The sequence below is a fragment of the Rhodospirillaceae bacterium genome (assembly GCA_028819475.1).
GTDB lineage: Bacteria > Pseudomonadota > Alphaproteobacteria > Bin65 > Bin65 > Bin65.
On sequence record JAPPLJ010000032.1, the window covers coordinates 1 to 18,411 of the forward strand.

15 protein-coding genes and 1 tRNA gene are annotated in these 18,411 nt (G+C 65.2%); 10 read left to right on the forward strand and 6 right to left on the reverse strand.

The genetic code is table 11. From position 1 onward, the window contains the following. Positions 1 to 779 precede the first annotated feature (779 nt). Entirely contained in the window at positions 780 to 1,523 is a 744-nt protein-coding gene (locus OXM58_10070) for a methyltransferase (protein ID MDE0148708.1), read from the reverse strand. Then, on the reverse strand, positions 1,513 to 1,731 hold the full coding sequence (locus OXM58_10075) for a DUF2007 domain-containing protein (protein MDE0148709.1): 219 nt from the start codon (positions 1,729 to 1,731) through the stop codon (positions 1,513 to 1,515). Before OXM58_10075 ends, OXM58_10070 begins: the two co-directional genes overlap by 11 nt. A 341-nt stretch (positions 1,732 to 2,072) precedes the next feature. Between OXM58_10075 and OXM58_10080 the strand changes: the two genes are divergently transcribed. The 6 genes from OXM58_10080 (at position 2,073) to OXM58_10105 (ending at position 6,493) form a co-directional block, all read left to right on the forward strand. Continuing rightward, complete coding sequence (locus OXM58_10080) at positions 2,073 to 3,041, forward strand: polyprenyl synthetase family protein (GenBank protein MDE0148710.1); 969 nt, start codon at positions 2,073 to 2,075, stop codon at positions 3,039 to 3,041. A 69-nt stretch (positions 3,042 to 3,110) separates the two neighbouring features. After that, a tRNA-Pro gene (locus tag OXM58_10085) sits at positions 3,111 to 3,187 on the forward strand. A 187-nt stretch (positions 3,188 to 3,374) separates the two neighbouring features. Beyond that, the gene (locus tag OXM58_10090) at positions 3,375 to 4,103 is read left to right on the forward strand and encodes a haloacid dehalogenase type II (GenBank protein MDE0148711.1); all 729 of its coding nucleotides are present in this window, start codon (positions 3,375 to 3,377) and stop codon (positions 4,101 to 4,103) included. Positions 4,104 to 4,321: 218 nt separating this feature from the next. Then, positions 4,322 to 4,726 (forward strand): hypothetical protein, encoded by a 405-nt coding sequence (locus OXM58_10095; GenBank protein MDE0148712.1) that lies wholly within the window; start codon positions 4,322 to 4,324, stop codon positions 4,724 to 4,726. Next, the gene (locus OXM58_10100; GenBank protein MDE0148713.1) at positions 4,713 to 5,549 is read left to right on the forward strand and encodes an alpha/beta hydrolase; all 837 of its coding nucleotides are present in this window, start codon (positions 4,713 to 4,715) and stop codon (positions 5,547 to 5,549) included. Before OXM58_10095 ends, OXM58_10100 begins: the two co-directional genes overlap by 14 nt. 71 nt (positions 5,550 to 5,620) lie before the next feature. Continuing rightward, positions 5,621 to 6,493 (forward strand): phytanoyl-CoA dioxygenase family protein, encoded by an 873-nt coding sequence (locus tag OXM58_10105; protein MDE0148714.1) that lies wholly within the window; start codon positions 5,621 to 5,623, stop codon positions 6,491 to 6,493. Positions 6,494 to 6,556: 63 nt separating this feature from the next. Here the strand turns inward: OXM58_10105 and OXM58_10110 are convergent, their stop codons facing one another. The 3 genes from OXM58_10110 to OXM58_10120 form a co-directional block, all read right to left on the reverse strand. Next, positions 6,557 to 7,771: a M24 family metallopeptidase gene (locus tag OXM58_10110; protein MDE0148715.1), complete on the reverse strand. Its 1,215-nt coding sequence runs from the start codon at positions 7,769 to 7,771 to the stop codon at positions 6,557 to 6,559. A 261-nt stretch (positions 7,772 to 8,032) separates the two neighbouring features. Next, positions 8,033 to 8,827, reverse strand: coding sequence for an SDR family NAD(P)-dependent oxidoreductase (locus tag OXM58_10115; GenBank protein MDE0148716.1), 795 nt, complete (start codon positions 8,825 to 8,827; stop codon positions 8,033 to 8,035). A 70-nt stretch (positions 8,828 to 8,897) separates the two neighbouring features. After that, on the reverse strand, positions 8,898 to 9,890 hold the full coding sequence (locus OXM58_10120) for an acetamidase/formamidase family protein (protein ID MDE0148717.1): 993 nt from the start codon (positions 9,888 to 9,890) through the stop codon (positions 8,898 to 8,900). 315 nt (positions 9,891 to 10,205) lie between these two features. Here OXM58_10120 and OXM58_10125 point away from each other — a divergent pair, with 315 nt between their 5' ends. The 4 genes from OXM58_10125 (at position 10,206) to OXM58_10140 (ending at position 16,078) form a co-directional block, all read left to right on the forward strand. Continuing rightward, positions 10,206 to 11,300, forward strand: coding sequence for a zinc-binding dehydrogenase (locus OXM58_10125; protein MDE0148718.1), 1,095 nt, complete (start codon positions 10,206 to 10,208; stop codon positions 11,298 to 11,300). Continuing rightward, positions 11,297 to 12,535, forward strand: a complete 1,239-nt coding sequence (locus OXM58_10130; GenBank protein ID MDE0148719.1) for a mandelate racemase/muconate lactonizing enzyme family protein — start codon at positions 11,297 to 11,299, stop codon at positions 12,533 to 12,535. The genes OXM58_10125 and OXM58_10130 overlap by 4 nt, the downstream gene beginning before the upstream one ends. A gap of 130 nt (positions 12,536 to 12,665) precedes the next feature. Continuing rightward, complete coding sequence (locus OXM58_10135; GenBank protein ID MDE0148720.1) at positions 12,666 to 14,993, forward strand: MMPL family transporter; 2,328 nt, start codon at positions 12,666 to 12,668, stop codon at positions 14,991 to 14,993. 47 nt (positions 14,994 to 15,040) lie between these two features. Then, positions 15,041 to 16,078 carry a class I SAM-dependent methyltransferase gene (locus OXM58_10140; protein MDE0148721.1) on the forward strand — a complete coding sequence of 346 codons (1,038 nt, stop codon included), beginning with the start codon at positions 15,041 to 15,043 and terminating at the stop codon, positions 16,076 to 16,078. Positions 16,079 to 16,116: 38 nt separating this feature from the next. On the opposite strand, the gene OXM58_10145 is transcribed toward OXM58_10140, so the two are convergent. After that, positions 16,117 to 18,261 (reverse strand): cytochrome P450, encoded by a 2,145-nt coding sequence (locus OXM58_10145; protein ID MDE0148722.1) that lies wholly within the window; start codon positions 18,259 to 18,261, stop codon positions 16,117 to 16,119. Between the last annotated feature and the right edge of the window lie 150 nt (positions 18,262 to 18,411).

Below are 18,411 nucleotides of genomic sequence, written 5' to 3' on the forward strand. Positions count from 1 at the left end.
CCCATCGACCTCGCTGCGCTCGGCCACTTCCCCCTCTGAAGAGGGGGAAGGACAAATTTGCGGCGGCCTGGCCCTCTTCGTAGAGGTATCCCCCGGGATTCCCCTGCGAAATGCCGTGAGTCGGCCAGGTTTTCCAAAAATATTTCCTTTTTTTCGATAATTTTCCTTGACACGGGCGATCCCGCGCCCTATATCGGCCCCGTCAACGCCCGAAGTGCGCCCGCTGCGGTCGGCCGACGCCCTCTCAAAAAAGAAGCGAACGAAGAAACAGGCGGGAACCTGCCCGCTTTCCGGCCCGCCGCCGATCGGCTATCCGATCTGCCATCCAATGCGCCACCCTGTGCGCCATCCACTGCACCACGGGGCTTGACGGCCGGACCCCGTCCGGTTCGACCCTCCAATTCTGCCGGGCCATGCTACCCCGATTTTGGTCCTCGATCCTGCCCGGCGGTGCCGCCCCCGGTGTCGACCGGCGCTCCCGCTCGGCCGGGATGCTGGAAAATTTCCTATCGAGATTGATTTTGCGCATTCCCGAAAGGCGTCTTTCCAACGATTCCAAAGGGTTAGGGCTGCCGGGTGCAAAAAAACACGTAAGAAAGACCGGTCTGTCTAACTCTAAAAACCAAGCAATTTCAAAGACTTAGAGTAATTGATTTTGAACATTTATTCAAAATCCAGCCGCTTTCCGGCGTCCGGCCCGTCCGGCACACCCTTTCGCTGGGGAATCCCCGGAGATGAAAGGCGGAGCAAAGGCGGAGTCGCGGCGCGGATTTCAGGGCTCAGAAGTCGATCGGGGCGCCGCCGCGCAGTACGGCCTCGGCCGCCGGGGTAAAACGGCCGTCCGCCTCGTGCAACGTCAGGCCGGGCAGCAGACGCGCCGGGCCCTTTCCGCCGAGGCGCGCGCGGACCAGAACCCGCCTGGCGTCCCTGCCGGCCTTGGGCCACAGCGGCAAAATCTCCGGCCCGCCGCACCGCGCCGCCAGCGCGGCCAGCAGATCGTCGAGCCGCGCCGCGGCATAGACCGTCGTCGCCGTCGCTTTCGGCCGGCCCCCCGGACGGCAGAGACGGCAGAGTTCGTCCACCCATCCGGCGATGGACATGTCGCCTTCGTGGTTGGCCCGCGCCTTGCGGGCGTCAGGCGACCGGTTGCCCGACCCTTCGGCCCAGAAGGGTGGGTTTGACATCACATGATCGAACGGCCGCCCGGCGGCGTCGAGCGCCGCCGTGTCCGCAACGGCGGTCAGCCGGCCGTCGAGGCCGTTCGCCGCCGCGTTTTCCAGCGCGAGCCGCCGCAGGACGGGATCGGGCTCGACGCCGGCCACCATGCAGTCCGGAACGCGCGCCAGCAGGCACAGCGCCGCCGCCCCGGCGCCCAGGCCGAGTTCGAACACCCGGTCGCCGGCCCCGGCCGGCACGGCGGCGGCCAGGAACACCGGGTCGATGGCGCTGCGGTAGCCGGCCGCCGGCTGCCGGAACCGGATGCGGCCGCCGAGCAGCGCGCCGTCGGTGGTTTCAATCGTCATCGAATGCGTTATCCGCTTCCGAGAGAATCCGCCGGGCGGCGGCGAAATCGTCCGCGGCCACCATGACACGGCGCGGCAGGAGGGCGACGCTCCCTTCCAGAACGCTCATATGCAGGTCGAGCACCAGCGGTTCGATCCCTTCGGCCCTCAAGGCCGCCTCGAGCCAGGAAATGAGCACCGGATCGGTGGTTCTGACCAGTTCGCGCATGGCTTTCTCCCGGCCGGCCCGGACATGCCCGGCGCATCTGCCGTTGTTTCCGGACCAAGCATCGCTGCGCTTGTTTGCCGCTTGACCGGCCTTTGCGCGGCGGTGTCTGATATTTGGCTAGCGGGTTACGATTTTTTGCCAATACGACAGGAATATCAAGAGGTTATACCGGACGCTCGACGGACGCGCGCCCGGTTGCCGCGATGCCGCGGCCGGCCAACGCCGGCAGGTGAGGAGACGCTGTGACGCCAGTCGCGACCCTGCAGCAGAACACGGCGCAGCAGAACACGGCGCAGCAGAACACGGCAGCGACCGGCTCCGGACTGGCCTCCGCCCCCGGACTGGATCGTATCCTCAGGATCGTCGGCGCCGACCTCGAACGGGTGAATCGGGTGGTCCTCGACCGGATGCAGAGCCCGGTCGCGCTGATCCCCGAACTGGCCGGCCACATCATCGCCGCCGGCGGCAAGCGGCTGCGCCCCGTCCTGACGCTCTCAAGCGCCCGCCTCTGCGGCTATGAGGGCGACCGCCATGTCGAGCTCGCCGCCTGCGTGGAATTCATCCACACCGCGACGTTGCTGCATGACGATGTCGTCGACGAAAGCGACCTGCGCCGCGGCGTGGCGACGGCGAACGCGGTGTGGGACAACAAGGCCTGCATCCTGGTCGGCGATTTCCTGTTCTCCCGGGCCTTCGAGATCATGGTCGCCGACGGTTCGCTGAAAGTGCTGGAGACCCTGTCCGCCGCGTCGGCCGCCATCGCCGAGGGCGAGGTGCACCAGCTCGCCACGACCAACGACCTCTCGACCACGGAAGAGCAGTATCTGGACGTCATCTCGGCCAAGACGGCCAAGCTGTTCGAAGCGGCCGCGCAGGTCGGCGCCATCGTTGCCGATCAGCCGGAGCGCACGGAGCGCAGCCTCGCCGCCTTCGGCGCGCATATTGGCATGGCGTTCCAGCTGATCGACGACGTGCTGGACTATTCGGCGCAACAGGCAACCCTGGGCAAAACGATCGGCGACGATTTCCGCGAAGGCAAGATCACCCTGCCGGTGATCCTGGCCTACCGCCGGGGGCAGCCGGCGGAAAGGGAATTCTGGCGGCGGGCGCTGGAAGAGCAGCGGATCGAGGATGGCGACCTCGACCGGGCGATCGACCTGATGCGCCGCCACGGTGCGCTCGCGGAAACGGTCCAACGGGCCCGGCACTACGCCAACTCCGCGCTGCGGTCGCTGGACGGGTTCCCGCGCAGCCCGATCCGCGAGGCGCTGGGCGACCTCGTCGCTTTCGCCGTGGAACGGCCCTACTGAAAAGCCGGCCGGCGGGCCGGCGGCGCGGCTTGCACCCGCACCGGCCGGCCCTTATATAGCGCGCTCGGCCGGAGTGTAGCTCAGCCTGGTAGAGCACTGTCTTCGGGAGGCAGGGGCCGGTGGTTCGAATCCACTCACTCCGACCATTATATTTCGTAGTGTTTTTCAGAGGGTTGGCGGCACTCCGCGCCCTTTGAATTCCCCCGGGTATCTTTGCGTTCGCAATGAAACCCGGTCGCAACGGGGCGGCCGGGCCCGTCAGCGAGCAGGATTGTCCGTCCGGGAGACGCGCCCGGAATACCGCCCGAGGCCGGTGGCGGCAAGGAGGGCAGGATGGAGCCTGGAAAGATCGCGGCGCTGACCTACGACGTTTTCGGCACCGTCGTGGACTGGCGGGGCGGCATCGCGCGCGACGCCAGGGCGCTGCTCGGCGGCGAAAAGGGCCTTTCGCTCGACTGGAACGCCTTTGCGATCGCCTTCAAGGAACGCAGCAAGATGGCGGGCTCCCCGGAAGAGGCGGCGGCGCGCGCCGAACGCTCGATCCGCGCCGACGATCTCAACCGGGATAATCTGCGGGAGACGCTGGACACGTTCGGCGTTGCGCCCGATACGCTCACCCCGGCGGAGTTCGGCTGGCTCGCGAAGGCCTGGCACCGGCTCGATCCCTGGCCCGATTCCGTGCCGGGTATGACACGGCTGCGCACGCGCTACATCCTGGCCGCGGTATCGAGCGGCAACGTCGCGCTGCTGGTCGCTATGGCGCGGCGCGGCGGCCTGCCCTGGGATGCCATTCTGTCGGCCGAGGTCACCGGCTACTACAAGCCGCGGCCCGAGGCCTACCTGACCGCCGTGGACATGCTCGGGCTGGAACCGGCGCAGTGCCTGATGGTCGCGTCGCATAACGACGATCTGCGCGCCGCCGCGGCCTGCGGCCTGCGCACCGCGTTCATCCGCCGCCCGGCCGAGGACGCCGAGGACCGGATCGAGGACGCCCGGGCCGCGCCCGGCGTGGACCTCGCGGTCGAAAACATGGTCGACCTTGCAGAACGGCTCGGGTGCTGACGAAAGGCAAGCGCCGCGACCGTCCCGTCCGGTTTGTCAGCCTGACCGGCTGTCGGCCTTGCAGGACGGGGAATCGTCGAGGCGGCCGTTCGGGTGACGGTCCACTGTTGTTCGGCGCCCAGGTTTGACCCTATAGGAATACGGAACATCGAACGGTTGGCCTGCCGATCGGCGTTCGACCCGTACGCCGATCAGCAGACGACCGCAAGGCAGGCGAGATGGCCGAGTTACCGACACCGGACTGGATGGAGCGCTACCGGCAGCGGGTCAACGCAGACCCCGAGATGGCCGTGATCGGCGACTGGTTCTCGCTCGACTTCAAGCTCGCCTTCGAAGGCGACGCCTGGCTGCTCTCGGTGCGCGCGGGGCGGATCGTCGATATCGTCCACAACCCGCGCTTCGACCGTCCGGCACGGTTCACCATATCCGCGCCGATGCGGGTCTGGACGAAGTTCATCCGGCCCGACCCGGAGCCGCTGTACCACGATTTTTTCGCCATGCTGATGCGGGTGCCGGACTTCGGGATAGACGGCGATTCCCTCGCCGCGATGCAGAACGCGCGCGCGCTGCACCGCATGATGAACATTCTCAAGACGATGGAGCCGCTCGATGGCCGATCTTGAGCCGGTGGTCGGCCGTTATCTCAACCTCGAAAGCGGCGGGCGCCGCTACCGGATCTACTACGAGGAGGCGGGAGCGGGACGGCCGCTGATCTGCCTGCACACGGCGGGCGCCGACAGCCGGCAGTTCCGCCACGTCCTCAACGATGCGGACGTCACCGGCCGGTTTCGCGTGCTCGCCTTCGACCTGCCCTTCCACGGGCGCTCGAACCCGCCCGACAGATGGTGGCTGGAGAGATACCGCCTGACCACGGAGGTCTATCTCGGCCTGATCCGCGATTTCTGGCGCGCGCTGGGGCTCGACCGCCCGGTGGTGATGGGCTGTTCGATGGGCGGCGCGATCGTCCTCAGGGTCGCCGCCGACCACCAGGACGAGATCACCGGCATCGTCGGCCTCGAAAGCACCGCCTTCGCCGAGGGGCGCGACAACGACTTCCTGCACCACCCGGCGATCCACGGCGGCGAGCTCGCGGCCTGCTACACCTACGGGCTCAACGGCCCCGACTCGCCCGAAGAAGGCTGCCGCGAGAACTGGTGGTACTACAGCCAGTCCGGCCCCGGCATCTACAAGGGCGACGTCTGGTTTTACTGCGAGGACTGGGACGCGCGCGAGGACATCGGGCGGATCGACACCAACCGCTGCAAGGTCTCGCTGCTGACCGGCGAATACGACTATTCGGCGACGCCGGCGATGACGCGCGAAGTGGCCGACGCGATCCCCGGCTGCCGCTTCACGGTGATGGAGGGCATCGGGCACTTCCCGATGGTCGAGAACTACGACCTGTTCCGCGGCTACCTGCTCGAAGAGCTGGCGCGGATGGCCTAGCGCCTATCCGTTTCAGGTCGGACCATGCCCGGCGTCCGGAAAGCGTCCTGCGCCGAGGCACGAGAGGCGCCATGTTTGCGATCGAAGAGCCGGGTTCTTCGGACATTCAGCGTTTTCGCCGGGATGGCTTCCTCGTCGTCGAACGGCTCATCGAGCCCGCGGCCGCCGCACGTCTGGCCGCGCGCTTCGGGCCGCTCTTCCGCGGCGAATTCGAGACCGGCCTTTGCCCCGACGAGTGGAACTGGCGCGAAGGGCGGGACGCCGAAGACCTGACGCGCCAGATCTGCAACGCGTGGAAGTCGGACCGTCATGTGGCGCGCACGGTCCTTCATCCCCGCGTCGGCCTCTGGTGCGCACGGCTCAGCGGCTGGCCGGGCGCGCGGATCAACCAGGACAACGTGTTGTGGAAGCCGCCGGGCGCTCGCCCGCTCGCCTTCCACCAGGACGACAGCTATCAGCAGTGGGTGGTGCCGCCCGAACTGTGCAGCTGCTGGATCGCCCTCGACGCGACCAGCGCGGCCGGCGGCACCATCGAATATGTCGTGGGGTCGCACCGCTGGGGCCTGGCCCCGCCGGCCGTCCGGTTTCACGCGCCCGACGACTACGAGCGCGAGATGCATGAGGCCGCCGCACAGGCGGGCGTCGTCCCCGAAGCGGTGCGGGTCGAAGTCCCGGCGGGCGGCGGAGTCTTTCACCACGGACGGACGTTCCACGGCTCGGGCACCAACCGCACCGGCACGCCCCGGCGGGCGCTGGTGTCTCACTGCATGTCTTCCGAAGCCCGCTACCACCCGACCAACGTCGGATCCGTCTACGGCCGCTACAAGCGCGCCGGAACCACGGAGATGGACGAATCCTTCTTTCCCGTGCTGTGGACGGAGGACGGCTACCGGAGCGCCTTTCTCGATGGGTATCTCGGCGCGGTTCCCGATACCTCGGGCTGATCCGCGCATGCAGCCCGTTCCCGCCGGCGGCGTACCTTGCGGGCCGCGCCGGAACCGGAAAATTCAGTTCGCGATGATGTTGTGTTCCGGGCCGAAGGGGAAGCCGGTGATATTCTCGGCGCCGTCTTCGGTCACGACAAGGATATCGTGCTCCCGGTAACCGCCGGCGCCGGGCGCGCCCTCCGGAACCATGATCATCGGCTCCATCGACACGACCATGCCGGGTTTGAGCACCGTCTCCACGTCCTCGCGCAGCTCCACCCCGGCTTCGCGGCCGTAGTAGTGGCAAAGCACCCCGAAGGAGTGGCCATAGCCGAATGAACGGTATTTGAGCAGGTCGTGGCTCCGGTAGATCTCGTTGAGTTCCTTCGCGATCTCGCCGCAGCGCGCACCGGGCCCGATCAGCGCGAGTCCGGCGCGGTGGACGTCGCAGTTGATCTCCCACAAGCGCAGATGCTCGTCCGAGGCGCGGTCGCAGAACAACGTGCGCTCCAGCGCCGTGTAATAGCCGAAGATCATCGGGAAGCAGTTGAGGCTCAGGATGTCCCCCGGCCGGATGACCCGGTTGGTGACCGGATTGTGCGCCCCGTCGGTGTTGATGCCGGACTGGAACCAGGTCCAGGTGTCCATCAGCTCGACGAAGGGGAAGCTCCTTGCGATTTCCCGTATCATCGCGTTGGTGGAGGCGATCGCCACTTCGTGCTCGGGCACGCCGGCCTTGATCGTCTCGGCGCAGGCCCAGCCGCCCACGTCGCAAATTCGCGCGCCCTCCCTGATGAGCGCGATCTCTTCGTCCGACTTGACGGTCCGCGTCCACATGGATTGCGCTCCGGCGTCGACAAACTCGACGCCGGGGAGCTCTTCTTCCAGTTGCCGCCGATAGTCGAGATGTATGTGGTCGAACTCGATGCCGAGGCGCTTGACCCCGCCGGTGAGCTGCCGAACGGCGCGGAAGAAGTTGTCGCGCCGCCAGTCGGTATAGGTGATGTTGCGGCCGAAGGCGCGGCGCCAGGGCTGTCCGCCGTCGATTCCGGCCGAGATCGTCGTCGCGTTCTCCTGGTCGATCACGAGACCGTATTTGCGGCCGAAATAGCAGTAGAGCCAGCCGGAATAGTAGTTGATGCAGTGGTGGGAGGTGAACAGAACGGCATCGACATCGTTGTCCGCCATCCAGGGGCGAATCGAGTCCTGACGCCGCTGCATTTCGGCGTCCGAAAACGGGGAATACTCCTTCTCGCCGTTGTGCCACTCCATGACGTGCAACATGTCGTCAGACATGGCTATCCTCCGTCGTTTCCCCGGATACATCGCGACCGGCGGCCGGGCGGAATACTAGTGCGCCGACATGCATCAGATAAATTTATTCCTGAAATGATTGCATAAGACGATCGGATGACCGGCGTTCGCTTCTTCGCCATCTCCATCCCGTGTTGACGGCGGCGCAACGAGACCCCGCACGGCACGGCCGGATGGCCGGCCGCGGCGCTCGAAACCGGGCGGCAGTCCGGCGATTGCCGCCCGGCATCGCCCCGGGGCCGCTCAGGTCAGGAACTTGGTGAAGCCGCCGTCGACGTTCCAGCAGGCGCCGGTCACGAAGCTCGCCCGCTCCGACGCGAGAAAGGCCACGACGCCGGAGACCTCGTCCGGCCGGCCGTAGCGCCCGGTCAGAAGGAGTTGTCCTGCGAGGTTGGTGAACACCTCGTCGACGGTCTCCCCCGCCTCGCCGACGAAGGCCTCCTCCGCGATGCGTTCCCACAACGGGGTGTGGATGAGCGCCGGGTTGACCGCATTGACCCGGATGCCGTCGCCCGCGAGGTCCTGGGCCAGGGTCTTGGTCATAGCGAGCATCGCCGCCTTGGCCGAGTTGTAGTCCGCCATGCCGCCGAGGCCGCTGTGTCCGCTCACCGAGGCGACGTTGACGACCGAGCCGCCGCCCTGCTCGCGGATCAGCGGCACCGCGGCGCGGGTCGCGCGCACCGCACTCCAGAGGTTGATGTCGTAGGTCTGCTCCCAGACCTCGTCCGGGTCCTCGATGGTCCGGCCGACCGCGGCGTCTCCGGCATTGTTCACGAGAATGTCCAGGCGCCCGAAATGCGCTGCGGTTTCGTTGACGAAGCGTTCGACATCCTCTCGCCTGCTCATGTCGGCAGCGCACGAGAACACCTCCCCGCCGGCCGCTTCGATCGCCGCCGCGGCCTCGTCGAGCGGTCCCTGACGGCGCGCGCAGATCGAAACCTTGGCGCCCTCCTGCGCCAGTTCCATGGCGATCGCCTGGCCGAGGCCGAGGCTCGAGGCCGTCACGGCGGCCACCTTGCCGTTCAATCCGAGATCCATTGTCCGTTCCTTCGCTTGGTGTTGTCTGTGGGTCTTGTGCCGGCGGAAGCGCCGGAAACGCGCGCCGCCGCTAGAAGGCGGGGCTCAGCCGGTGCTTGGGATACTCCGCCCCGACGACGTGCTGAATGGTGATCGCCCGCACCATCTGGTAGGTGCGGATGCGGAAGGCCGGATCGCAGGACATGCGGATGTAGGTGTCCTGCGGCTTGACGCCGTAATCCTCGCTCAGCCAGTCGATCATGTTGGCGCAGGCGTCGTAGACCGCGTGCTCCATCGGCAGGTTGATGCCGACTGCGACGATGCTCTCCGGCTTGACGATCCGAACAGTCGGCTGGCGCTTGTTCTTGATGACGGTGCAGTTGAGCTGCACGGTGGCGCGCGTTTCGTCCGCGATGCCGGTGAACTCCGTATCGCCCTGTCCGCCGTGGATGTCGCCGATGTAGAGCAATCCGCCCTCGTGGTAGGAATTGAGCAGGATCGTGTGGCCGGGCGCCACGTCCCGGCAGTCGATATTGCCGCCGAACGGGCCCTGGCCCAGCAGCGAGGTGAAGACCTCGCGTTCCGGAGCGGTCGCCAGAGTCCCGCAGAAGGGCTCCAGATCCCAGGTCAGCTTGTCGGAATACTTGCCCTTGCCATCCCGGGTCTTGCCGCTCGGGCCGGGCAGATGTTCGATGACCTGCACCCGCGGCTCCGCGCACTGGCCGCCCCAGCGCGTCGACTCGCCATAGGGGCCGATGCCCGGGAGAATGCCCGAGAAGCCGTAGCGCCACGGGTCGATGGTCTCGAGGTTGACGGCGAGGACGTCGCCAGCTTCGCAGCCTTCGACGTAGATCGGGCCGACGACGGGATTGTATTTTGGAGGCCAGGCCGCGTTCAGCGCTTCGACATGGGCATCGCCCACGAACTGGTGCACCTTCGGATTGTCGCTGTCGTCCTCGATCAGGCCCGACAGCGCATCGTCGGTCTCGATCTGGAACGACTCCTCCTGCTTGACGCGAAGCACGGGCTCGTCTCGCGCATCGAACGCGTATTTCGTCACTTCGCCACGCTTGATGATCTGCATCGATCGGCCTCCCTGGGTTCGATGGATGGCCGGGGTGTCGCCCGGCCGGCACGTCGCGTGCCCTGTCCCCGCAAGACATTGCAATGAAACATTACGATACCGGGCGCATCGGAGAAACCTTGCCCTGTGAACGTTGCCCTGTGAACGTTGCGATGTGTGGCTCAACTCGCCGGCCGGCGGTATCGTCCGGGGACGGCCGGAACCGCCTGCGGATACGGACGGTGTCGCGGTAAGCTGGCCCCGAGGCGCGACGGAGGTGGCGCGCGTGCGGAAAACGGGATACGGCGTGGAACGGAAAAAACCGGAGCAAGCGCAATGAAGGCGGCGGTGTGCCGGGCATTCGATGCGCCCCTGGAGATCGCGGACATCGATCTCCGCCCGCCGGGGCCGGGCGAGGTCGAGGTCGCAATCGCCGCGTGCGCCGTCTGCCATTCGGATCTCCACGCGATGGACGGCGCCTGGGGCGGCTACCTGCCGGCAGTTTACGGGCACGAAGCGGCGGGCCATGTGACGGCCATCGGAGAGGGCGTTACCGACATCGCAAAGGGCGGCCCGGTGCTTGTCACACCCATCCGCGCCTGCGGGACCTGCCCGTCCTGCGCCGGCGGGCATCCGGCGACCTGCGAAACGCCGTATGACCGGGTCGGCGACAGCCCGCTCAGGGACCGGGACGGCACGCCGGTCGAGCAGGGAATTTCGGCGGCGGCCTTCGCCGAGCGCGTCGTCGTCGACCGGAGCCAGGTCCAGAAGATACCGGCCGATATCGGCATGGATGCGGCCTGCCTGCTCTCCTGCGGGGTCATCACCGGCTTCGGCGCCGTTACCAACACCGCCGACGTGAAACCGGGCAGCGATGTCGTGGTGGCCGGCGCCGGCGGCGTGGGTCTGAACAGCATCCAGGGCGCCGCCATCGCCGGCGCGGCGCGGGTGATCGCCGTCGACCCGGTGCCGGAAAAGCTCGACGCCGCCCGCGAATTCGGCGCGACGGATGTCGTGCTGGCGACGGATGACGATGTCGAACATCAGATCGGAAAGCTGACCGGAGGCCGCGGCGCGGATACCGTCCTGGTCACGGTCGGCGCTGCCGACGCCTACCGGCAAGCGCCGCGCTTCCTTGCGCCCCGGGGCCAATTGATCGCGGTCGGCATGCCACCGTCGGACGCGTGGGCGGAATGGTCTCCCGCCGATTTCTCCTACTACGGCCAGGGCATCAGCGGCTCGTGCCTGGGCGATACGGTGCTCTCGCGGGACATTCCCGCCCTCGTCGAACTCTACCGGCAGGGGCGCCTCAAACTCGACGAACTGGTAACCGGCAGGTACCCGTGCGCGCGGATCAACGACGCCATCGGCGACACGCGGTCCGGCCGGTCCCGGCGCAATGTCATCCTGTTCGACGGATACGGCCGATGAAGCTGGCGGATCTTGAGGTCTTCGTCGTCGGCAACCCGCCGCCCGGCTGGGGCGGCCGCTATTTCTTCTTCGTGAAAGTCTCCACGGCCTGCGGCGTGGCGGGATACGGCGAGGTCTACGCCGCCGCTGTCGGGCCGGCGGCCATGAAGGCCGTGGTCCGGGACATCTTCGAACGGCACATGGCGGGCGAAAACCCCGAGAACATCGAGATGATGTTCCGCCGGGCCTATTCCTCCGGCTTCACCCAGCGTCCCGACCCGACGGTCATGGGCGCCTTCTCGGGGCTCGAAATGGCCTGCTGGGACATCATGGGCAAGGCGCACGGCCGGCCGGTCCATGCCTTCCTGGGTGGCATGATGAACGAGCGGCTCCGCTCCTACACCTATCTCTATCCGTTGCCGGGCCATGACCTGAGGGCATTCTGGACCAGCCCGGAGATGGCGGCGGAATGCGCGGTGGAAATGGTGCGGCTCGGCTTCACCGCCGTGAAGTTCGACCCGGCCGGCCCCTATACCGTGCGGGGTGGTCACCAGCCGGCGATGGGCGACATCGAGCTTTCGGCCGAATTCTGCCGTGCCGTGCGCGACGCGGTGGGGAGCCGGGCCGATATCCTGTTCGGCACCCACGGCCAGTTCACCACATCCGGCGCGATCCGCCTCGGCCGGCGCCTCGAGGAATTCGATCCGCTCTGGTTCGAGGAGCCGGTGCCGCCCGACAATCCCGACGAATTCGCCAAAGTCGCGGCGGCCCTGCGCATTCCGGTGGCGACCGGCGAACGGCTCTCGACCAAGGCCGAATTCGCGGCGGTGCTCAAGACCGGCGGCGCAAGCATCGTCCAGCCGGCGCTCGGCCGCTCGGGCGGGCTGCTCGAAACCAAGAAGATCGCGGCGATCGCCGAGGTCTTCAACGCCCAGGTCGCGCCGCATCTCTACGCCGGACCGGTCGAGTGGGCGGCGAACATCCAGCTGGCGGCCTGCATCCCCAATCTCCTGATGGTCGAGACCATCCAGACCGGCGGCGACTTTCACCGCCGGCTGATCGGCGACGCGATCGAGTGGGAAGACGGCTACATCCGGACGCCGACAGCGCCGGGGCTCGGCATCGACTTCGACGAGGATCTTGCGCGGGCCCATCCCTACAAAGGAACCCAATTGCACCTTGAGATGCAGGAAGCGCCCTGCGACTACACCGGCGCCAATGCGTTCGCAGGCGGTGCGCCGCCTGTGAAGGAATGATTCGCGACGCCTGTCTCTTTCAGGCCGGCTTTCAGAGTGCGTTGCGCTGCCGGGGCGGCCGGAAAATGCCCGTGTTAAGGCAACCGGGGGATGCTATAGTCGATTCCTGCACATCTGTCGGCATACCGATATGAATTTGGATTCATGCATCGCGCTCATTATGGGGCGCCGCTGGCTGACCGTTCTTCTTTCATTGCTTCTCATGCTGGTTCTCGCCACCGGCGCAATGTTCATAGTCAATGTCGACGTCGACGTTCGAAATCATTTCAGCAAAAACGACCCGCACATTGTTGCGCTCGAACAGCTTGAAGACACCTACGCGCTTTCGGACGCCGCGTTCGTTACCGTAGCGCCGCGCAACGGCACAGTTTTCACACGCGAAGCGCTTGTCGCCATAGAAGATCTGACCGAACAGCTCTGGCATACGCCCTACGTTACCCGTATCGATTCCATCGCAAACTATTCGCACAGCGAGGGCCGTGAGGACGAACTTATCGTCGAGCGGCTGATCGACGGCGCCGGTTCTCTCAGCGCCGGCGACATAAGACGTATCGAAAAAATCGCGCTCGAAACCGAGGAAGTTGCCGGGCGCCTGGTTTCCCGGGACGGTCAGGTCGCCGGGTTGGTCGTCAGCATTGCGCTTCCCGAGAAACGACAGCAGGCGCGCGTGGAAATCGTCGATTTCCTCAACGAAACGCTCGCCGCGGTCCGGGCGAAACATGCGGACATCGATTACCACTTGACCGGTGAAATCGTCCTCAATCGCGCCATGCGCGACGCGATCAACGACGACATGGGCATCCTGGCGCCGCTTGCGCTGGTGACGATGCTGCTCGTCGCCATAGTCCTGCTCCGCTCGATCTGGGGAACCGTGGCGATCGTCGTGATGCTGATCGTCGTCTTCCTGTCCGCGCTGGGCTTCATCGGCTGGGCCGGGATGAAGTTCTACGGAGAGAGCGGCGCGGCGCTGTTCGTCCTGATGGCGGTCACCGTCGCGCACTCCGTCCATATGATCGAGGCCGTGGCGGCGGGATTGCGCCAGGGCATGGATCGCAAACAGGCTGCGACTCACGCCCTGCAAGTCAACATATGGCCCGTTTTCCTGACGTCGCTGACGACCGCGATCGGTTTCCTCAGCCTGAATTTTGCGGAAATGCCGCCGTTTCGGGTCATGGGGAACATGGTGGCGTTCGGCGCCATGTGCGCCTTCGTCTATTCGGTCACGCTGCTGCCGGTATTTCTGTCGGTCGTGCCCCTGCGCGCCCGGCCCGTGCGCGCCGGACACTCGAATGTCTTCGATCGTCTCGGGCGGTTTGTCGTTTCCCACCGCACGACACTTCTATGGTCTTTCGGCATCGTGACCGTTGTGCTCATCGCCGGAATTTCGCGGATCGAGCTCAAGGAAAACTGGCTCGAACTGCTCGACGAAAGCTACGAGTTCCGGCGCTCCACGGATTTCGTGAGCGAGAAATTCGCCGGCGTGGAAACCTACGAATACTCGCTCAATTCCGGGCGCGAGGGCGGCGTAACCGATATCGAATACCTGCGCCGCGTCGATGCGTTTGCGCAATGGTACCGGGCGCAGCCTGAAGTGGCCCACGTCTTCGCCATTTCCGACATCATGAAGCGGCTGAACAAGAACCTGCACGGCGACAAACAGGAATTTTACGCTATTCCGGACAACTCCGATCTCGCTGCGCAGTATTTGCTGCTTTACGAGTTTTCCTTGCCGGAAGGTCGCGACCTGAACAATCTCATCGACGTCGGACGCGCGGCGACGCGCATGACGGTCACGCTCAAGAGCCTGTCCACCAACGAGAAGATCGCGCTTGACGAACGCGCGCGGGACTGGCTGAGGACCAATGCCCCCGGCATGGAATCCGGCGCCACCGGCGTCGCCGTCGTCGGCGCCAATTCGATCCAGCGGAACATCGAAGGCATGTTGCGCGGCACCATCGTGGCGATGGCGATCGTCTCCCTGCTCCTGCTGTTCGTCTTCAGGAGCGTGCGGCTCGGCCTGATCAGCCTGATACCCAATTTCGTTCCGGCCGCCATGGCGATGGGCCTGTGGGGCTATGCGGTCGGAGCGGTCGGGAATGCGGCGGCGGTCGTCACCGCGATCGCCTTCGGCATCATCGTGGACGACACGATTCACTTCATGACCAAATATGTCGGCGCCAGGAAGCGCGGCCTGTTGCCGTCGGAGTCGGTACAATCCGCCTTTGGCTCGGTCGGCAAGGCGCTGGTGACGACGACCATCGTGTTCGGATTGGGTTTCCTTGTATTCGGCGCGTCGGGGATGACGACCAACCAGGCGCTCGGCATGCTCGTGGGAATGACGGTCGTCATCGCGCTGCTGGCGGATTTCCTGTTCCTCCCGCCGCTGCTCATGGCCCTCGACGGGACCAGGGAGACGACCGCGCAGATCAGGGAACGGCTCAGGCGGCCGGCCGATTGACGCCGGCGGCTTGACGACCTTCCTGGGTCTCTTCGGGAAAATCCGCCATGCAACTCCGCAGATTGTCCAACGGGTTGAAGGCCGCGTACCACGGGTCGAACGTGGCTCGCCGGGTGCAGCGGTTCAATGGCTGGACCGGCAGGGCTTTCGCGGAGGATTCCGGCGCGGCCGGCTATGACCACGCCGAAACCGTCAAGGAATATTACGACCTTTGCAGCGAGTTCATGACCTTCGGTTGGGGCGAATCCCTGCACTTCGCGCCGCTGTCGCCCCGGGAGAGCCTGGAGGACGCTAAGGTCCGGCATCAGCGGCTGATGATCGCCAAGCTGGAACTGCGGGAAGGCATGACGGTTGTCGATGTCGGCTGCGGGATAGGCGGTCCGATGCGCCGCGTCGCCCGTGAGGCGGGCGTCAGGGTCACCGGGATCAACAGCAACGAACTCCAGCTGGAAAAGGCGAAATCGCTTAACCGCCAGGCAGGGCTCGATCACAGGGTCGACTACGTCACATGCAGCTTCATGGATATGAGCGCCATCGAGGACGGTGCCTTCGACCGGGGCTATGCGATCGAATCGACGTGCCATGCGCCGGACAAGGCGGGCGCGTTCGCCGAGATTTACCGTGTGCTGAAACCCGGTGCTCTCTTCTGGGGTCAGGAAATGTGCCTGACGGACAGGTTCGATCCCGACGACAGTCGGCACCGGGCCGTCAAGCGGGAACTGATGCACGGCATCGCGCTCAAGGAAATTGCGACGATAGGCGAAGTCGACCGGGCGCTCGAAATTGCCGGGTTCCAGGTCATCGAGGGAAGTGACCTGGCTGTCGGGGAGAACGGTCCGGTCACGCCGTGGTACCGACCCATGGAGACCCAGCGCGGAACGGTCGGTAATGCCCTCCGCAGGACTCCGCTGGGCCGCAAGGCGATCATCGGAGTCTCCAGGCTGGCCGAGATAGCGGGGGTCTTCCCGAAAGGCTCAGCACATGTCGTCCGGCTGCTGGATCGCACCGCCGACGCCTATATCGCCGGGGGCAAAGCCGGGATCTTCACGCCGCTATATTGTTTCCTGGCGCGCAAACCGCTTTAGGCGCCGCTGTCCCCATGCTCCGTCGCTCCCCTGTCGCGTCAGACGGGCAGTCCGCGCTTCTGCTCTGCAATACGGAACTTCAGTTTCTTGCTCGGTTTCATCGACGGGAGCGGGCTGAAGCTGAGCGAATCGGCATAGCTTGCGGGAGACACCTCGAGGGTGAAGTGGTGCGCGATCATCAGCAGATTGACGGCCAGTTGCAGGTCCATCCACCGGTTGCCGAGGCAGGTGTGCGTGCCCAGCCCGTAGGGCGCGTATCCGGGATCGCGGTGCTCGCTGCGCTCCGGCAGATAGCGGTCGACATCGAATGAGAAGGGGTCGGGGAAAACGTCTTCCATATAGTGCGAAGCCGTTTGGGCGATATAGACCCGCGACCCGACCGGTATTTCGTATCCCTCGACCACGAAGGTATTCATGACATCCCGCATGGACATCGGGACGATCGGGTACATGCGCAGGCATTCGGTGAGGAAGCGGTGCGTGAACTCGATCGCGGACGGGGTGAAATCTTCACCGTCCGGATCGCCGTTCTCGAACAGGGCGTCGGCTTCGGCCCGGATTTTCTCGTAATGCTCGGGCTGCGACGCCATGGCGTAAACCGCGAAGCTCAGCGCATCGCCGAGATACACGCTGGCGACCAGCGCCGCGGACAGGGCGAAACGCAGGTTCGCCTCCGGCACCAGCTGCGGATCGCTCGCGTGCAGGCTCAGCCAGTCGTCGGTAAGGTTCCGTGGGCAGCCGACCCGCTGAGCCGGCGTATGGACGCTTTGGACCCGTTCGAGCAGCGTGTCGACGGTTTTCGCCCGGCGCTTCATGCCCGGGGTATTCAGCATGAATTTGGGCAGGGCCTTGATGATGTGAGTGATGAGCGCACGCTCCTTGAAGGCCATCAGGTCGTCGATGATGTCCTGAGAATCGACGCTGATGAAAAGAGGCGAGAGTTGCGCGTTCACCATGCGCCGGCACAGGCGCGTCGCCTGGTAGGTTTCGCCGACCTTCCAATCGGCCATGTATTTGCGGACATAGTCGTAAACATAGTCAAGCTGGCCGGCCAGCCGCCCGCGCGAATAGGCCGGCCCCATGGCCTTGCGAAGGCGGAAATGATCGGCGCCGTCCAGCGATGGCATGACCCCGTGCGCGCCGTAGATTTTCTCGAAGTCCGCAAAATAATTCCCGGCATTCAGGTGCATCCGCCCGTGCCGATGCACCCAGCGGTTCGTCTCCGGCCCGGCGAGAAATATCATCGGTCTGCCGAACGGCACACGGACCTCGAAGACCGGGCCGTATTTTTTTGCGAGATCCGCAAAGACGGCAGGAATGTTGCCGTTGCGCAGATGAGGATTGAACAGCAAATCGCGCAGCGAAACCCGCTGAATTTGCTTGGTCAGAGCCGAATGCCGAAGCATCGGGCTGGCGATGGTGTGTTCGACCGCGTCGGCTATGGAACGGCCGATCAGGTCCATCTTGCAGATTAACTCGATGCGCCTTTCCGCCTCGTCGTCGAGTTCGAAAATGAAGCGAAAGACGTCGCAAGTATTGACGAGGCAAACGACGATGATGTCTCTCGGATCGGGAATCGTGTCGGTGAAGATGCACTCGCTGATGCGTGTTTTGATGAACTGACCTGCGGTGTCTTTCCGGTCATTGCCGTGCAGATCCGTGAACCAGTTGGTCGGGGCCAGCGTCCAGAAGTCGCCGTCGTGGTGGCTCAGGATCTTCAGATCGACCAGGCGGTCCAGGGTCAAATCGATAATCGACTCCGCCTGGATAGCGAACCGTTCGATCCAGTACTGGGCGTTGCGTTGCTCCGGTTCGTTCGCGATTTCCTCCAGAACGGGATCCAGGGCGGGGTTGCCCGTTTCTGTCCGGTCCACGAGGATCAGCGAATCAAGGTCCGTATCGATGCGCGACAGGAGGGAGAGTTCCGCAAGCACAGAACCGATGACGGCGCAGTTCAATTCCCAGCCGTGGACCTGATGAAAGTAGCCGGTCTCCTCGTTGAGGAGCATTAGGATGAGCTCTTCCGGCAGGCTCAGCGATTGCGTCGTCAATCCTTCGACAGAATCGGGCATCGGCCATGCCTCCTTGGGCCCGAAGCGGTGCGAATTCCGCCATCGGCACATTCGCAAGCCGCCGATACACCGCATCCGGAGATTTGAACTGCCATCGGCGTTCAATTCCAAAACCGAATGTCGGGCCCGGACAGACCGCCGTCAAGTCCGCAGGAATTGAATCATCCGGGTCGAGGACTTCGCTGCCGAGGGCGAATTCGCATGTTGCGGACCGGCACACCGGCCTTCTCCGGCCGGGCTTTCGCGACCTCGCCTCGGTTC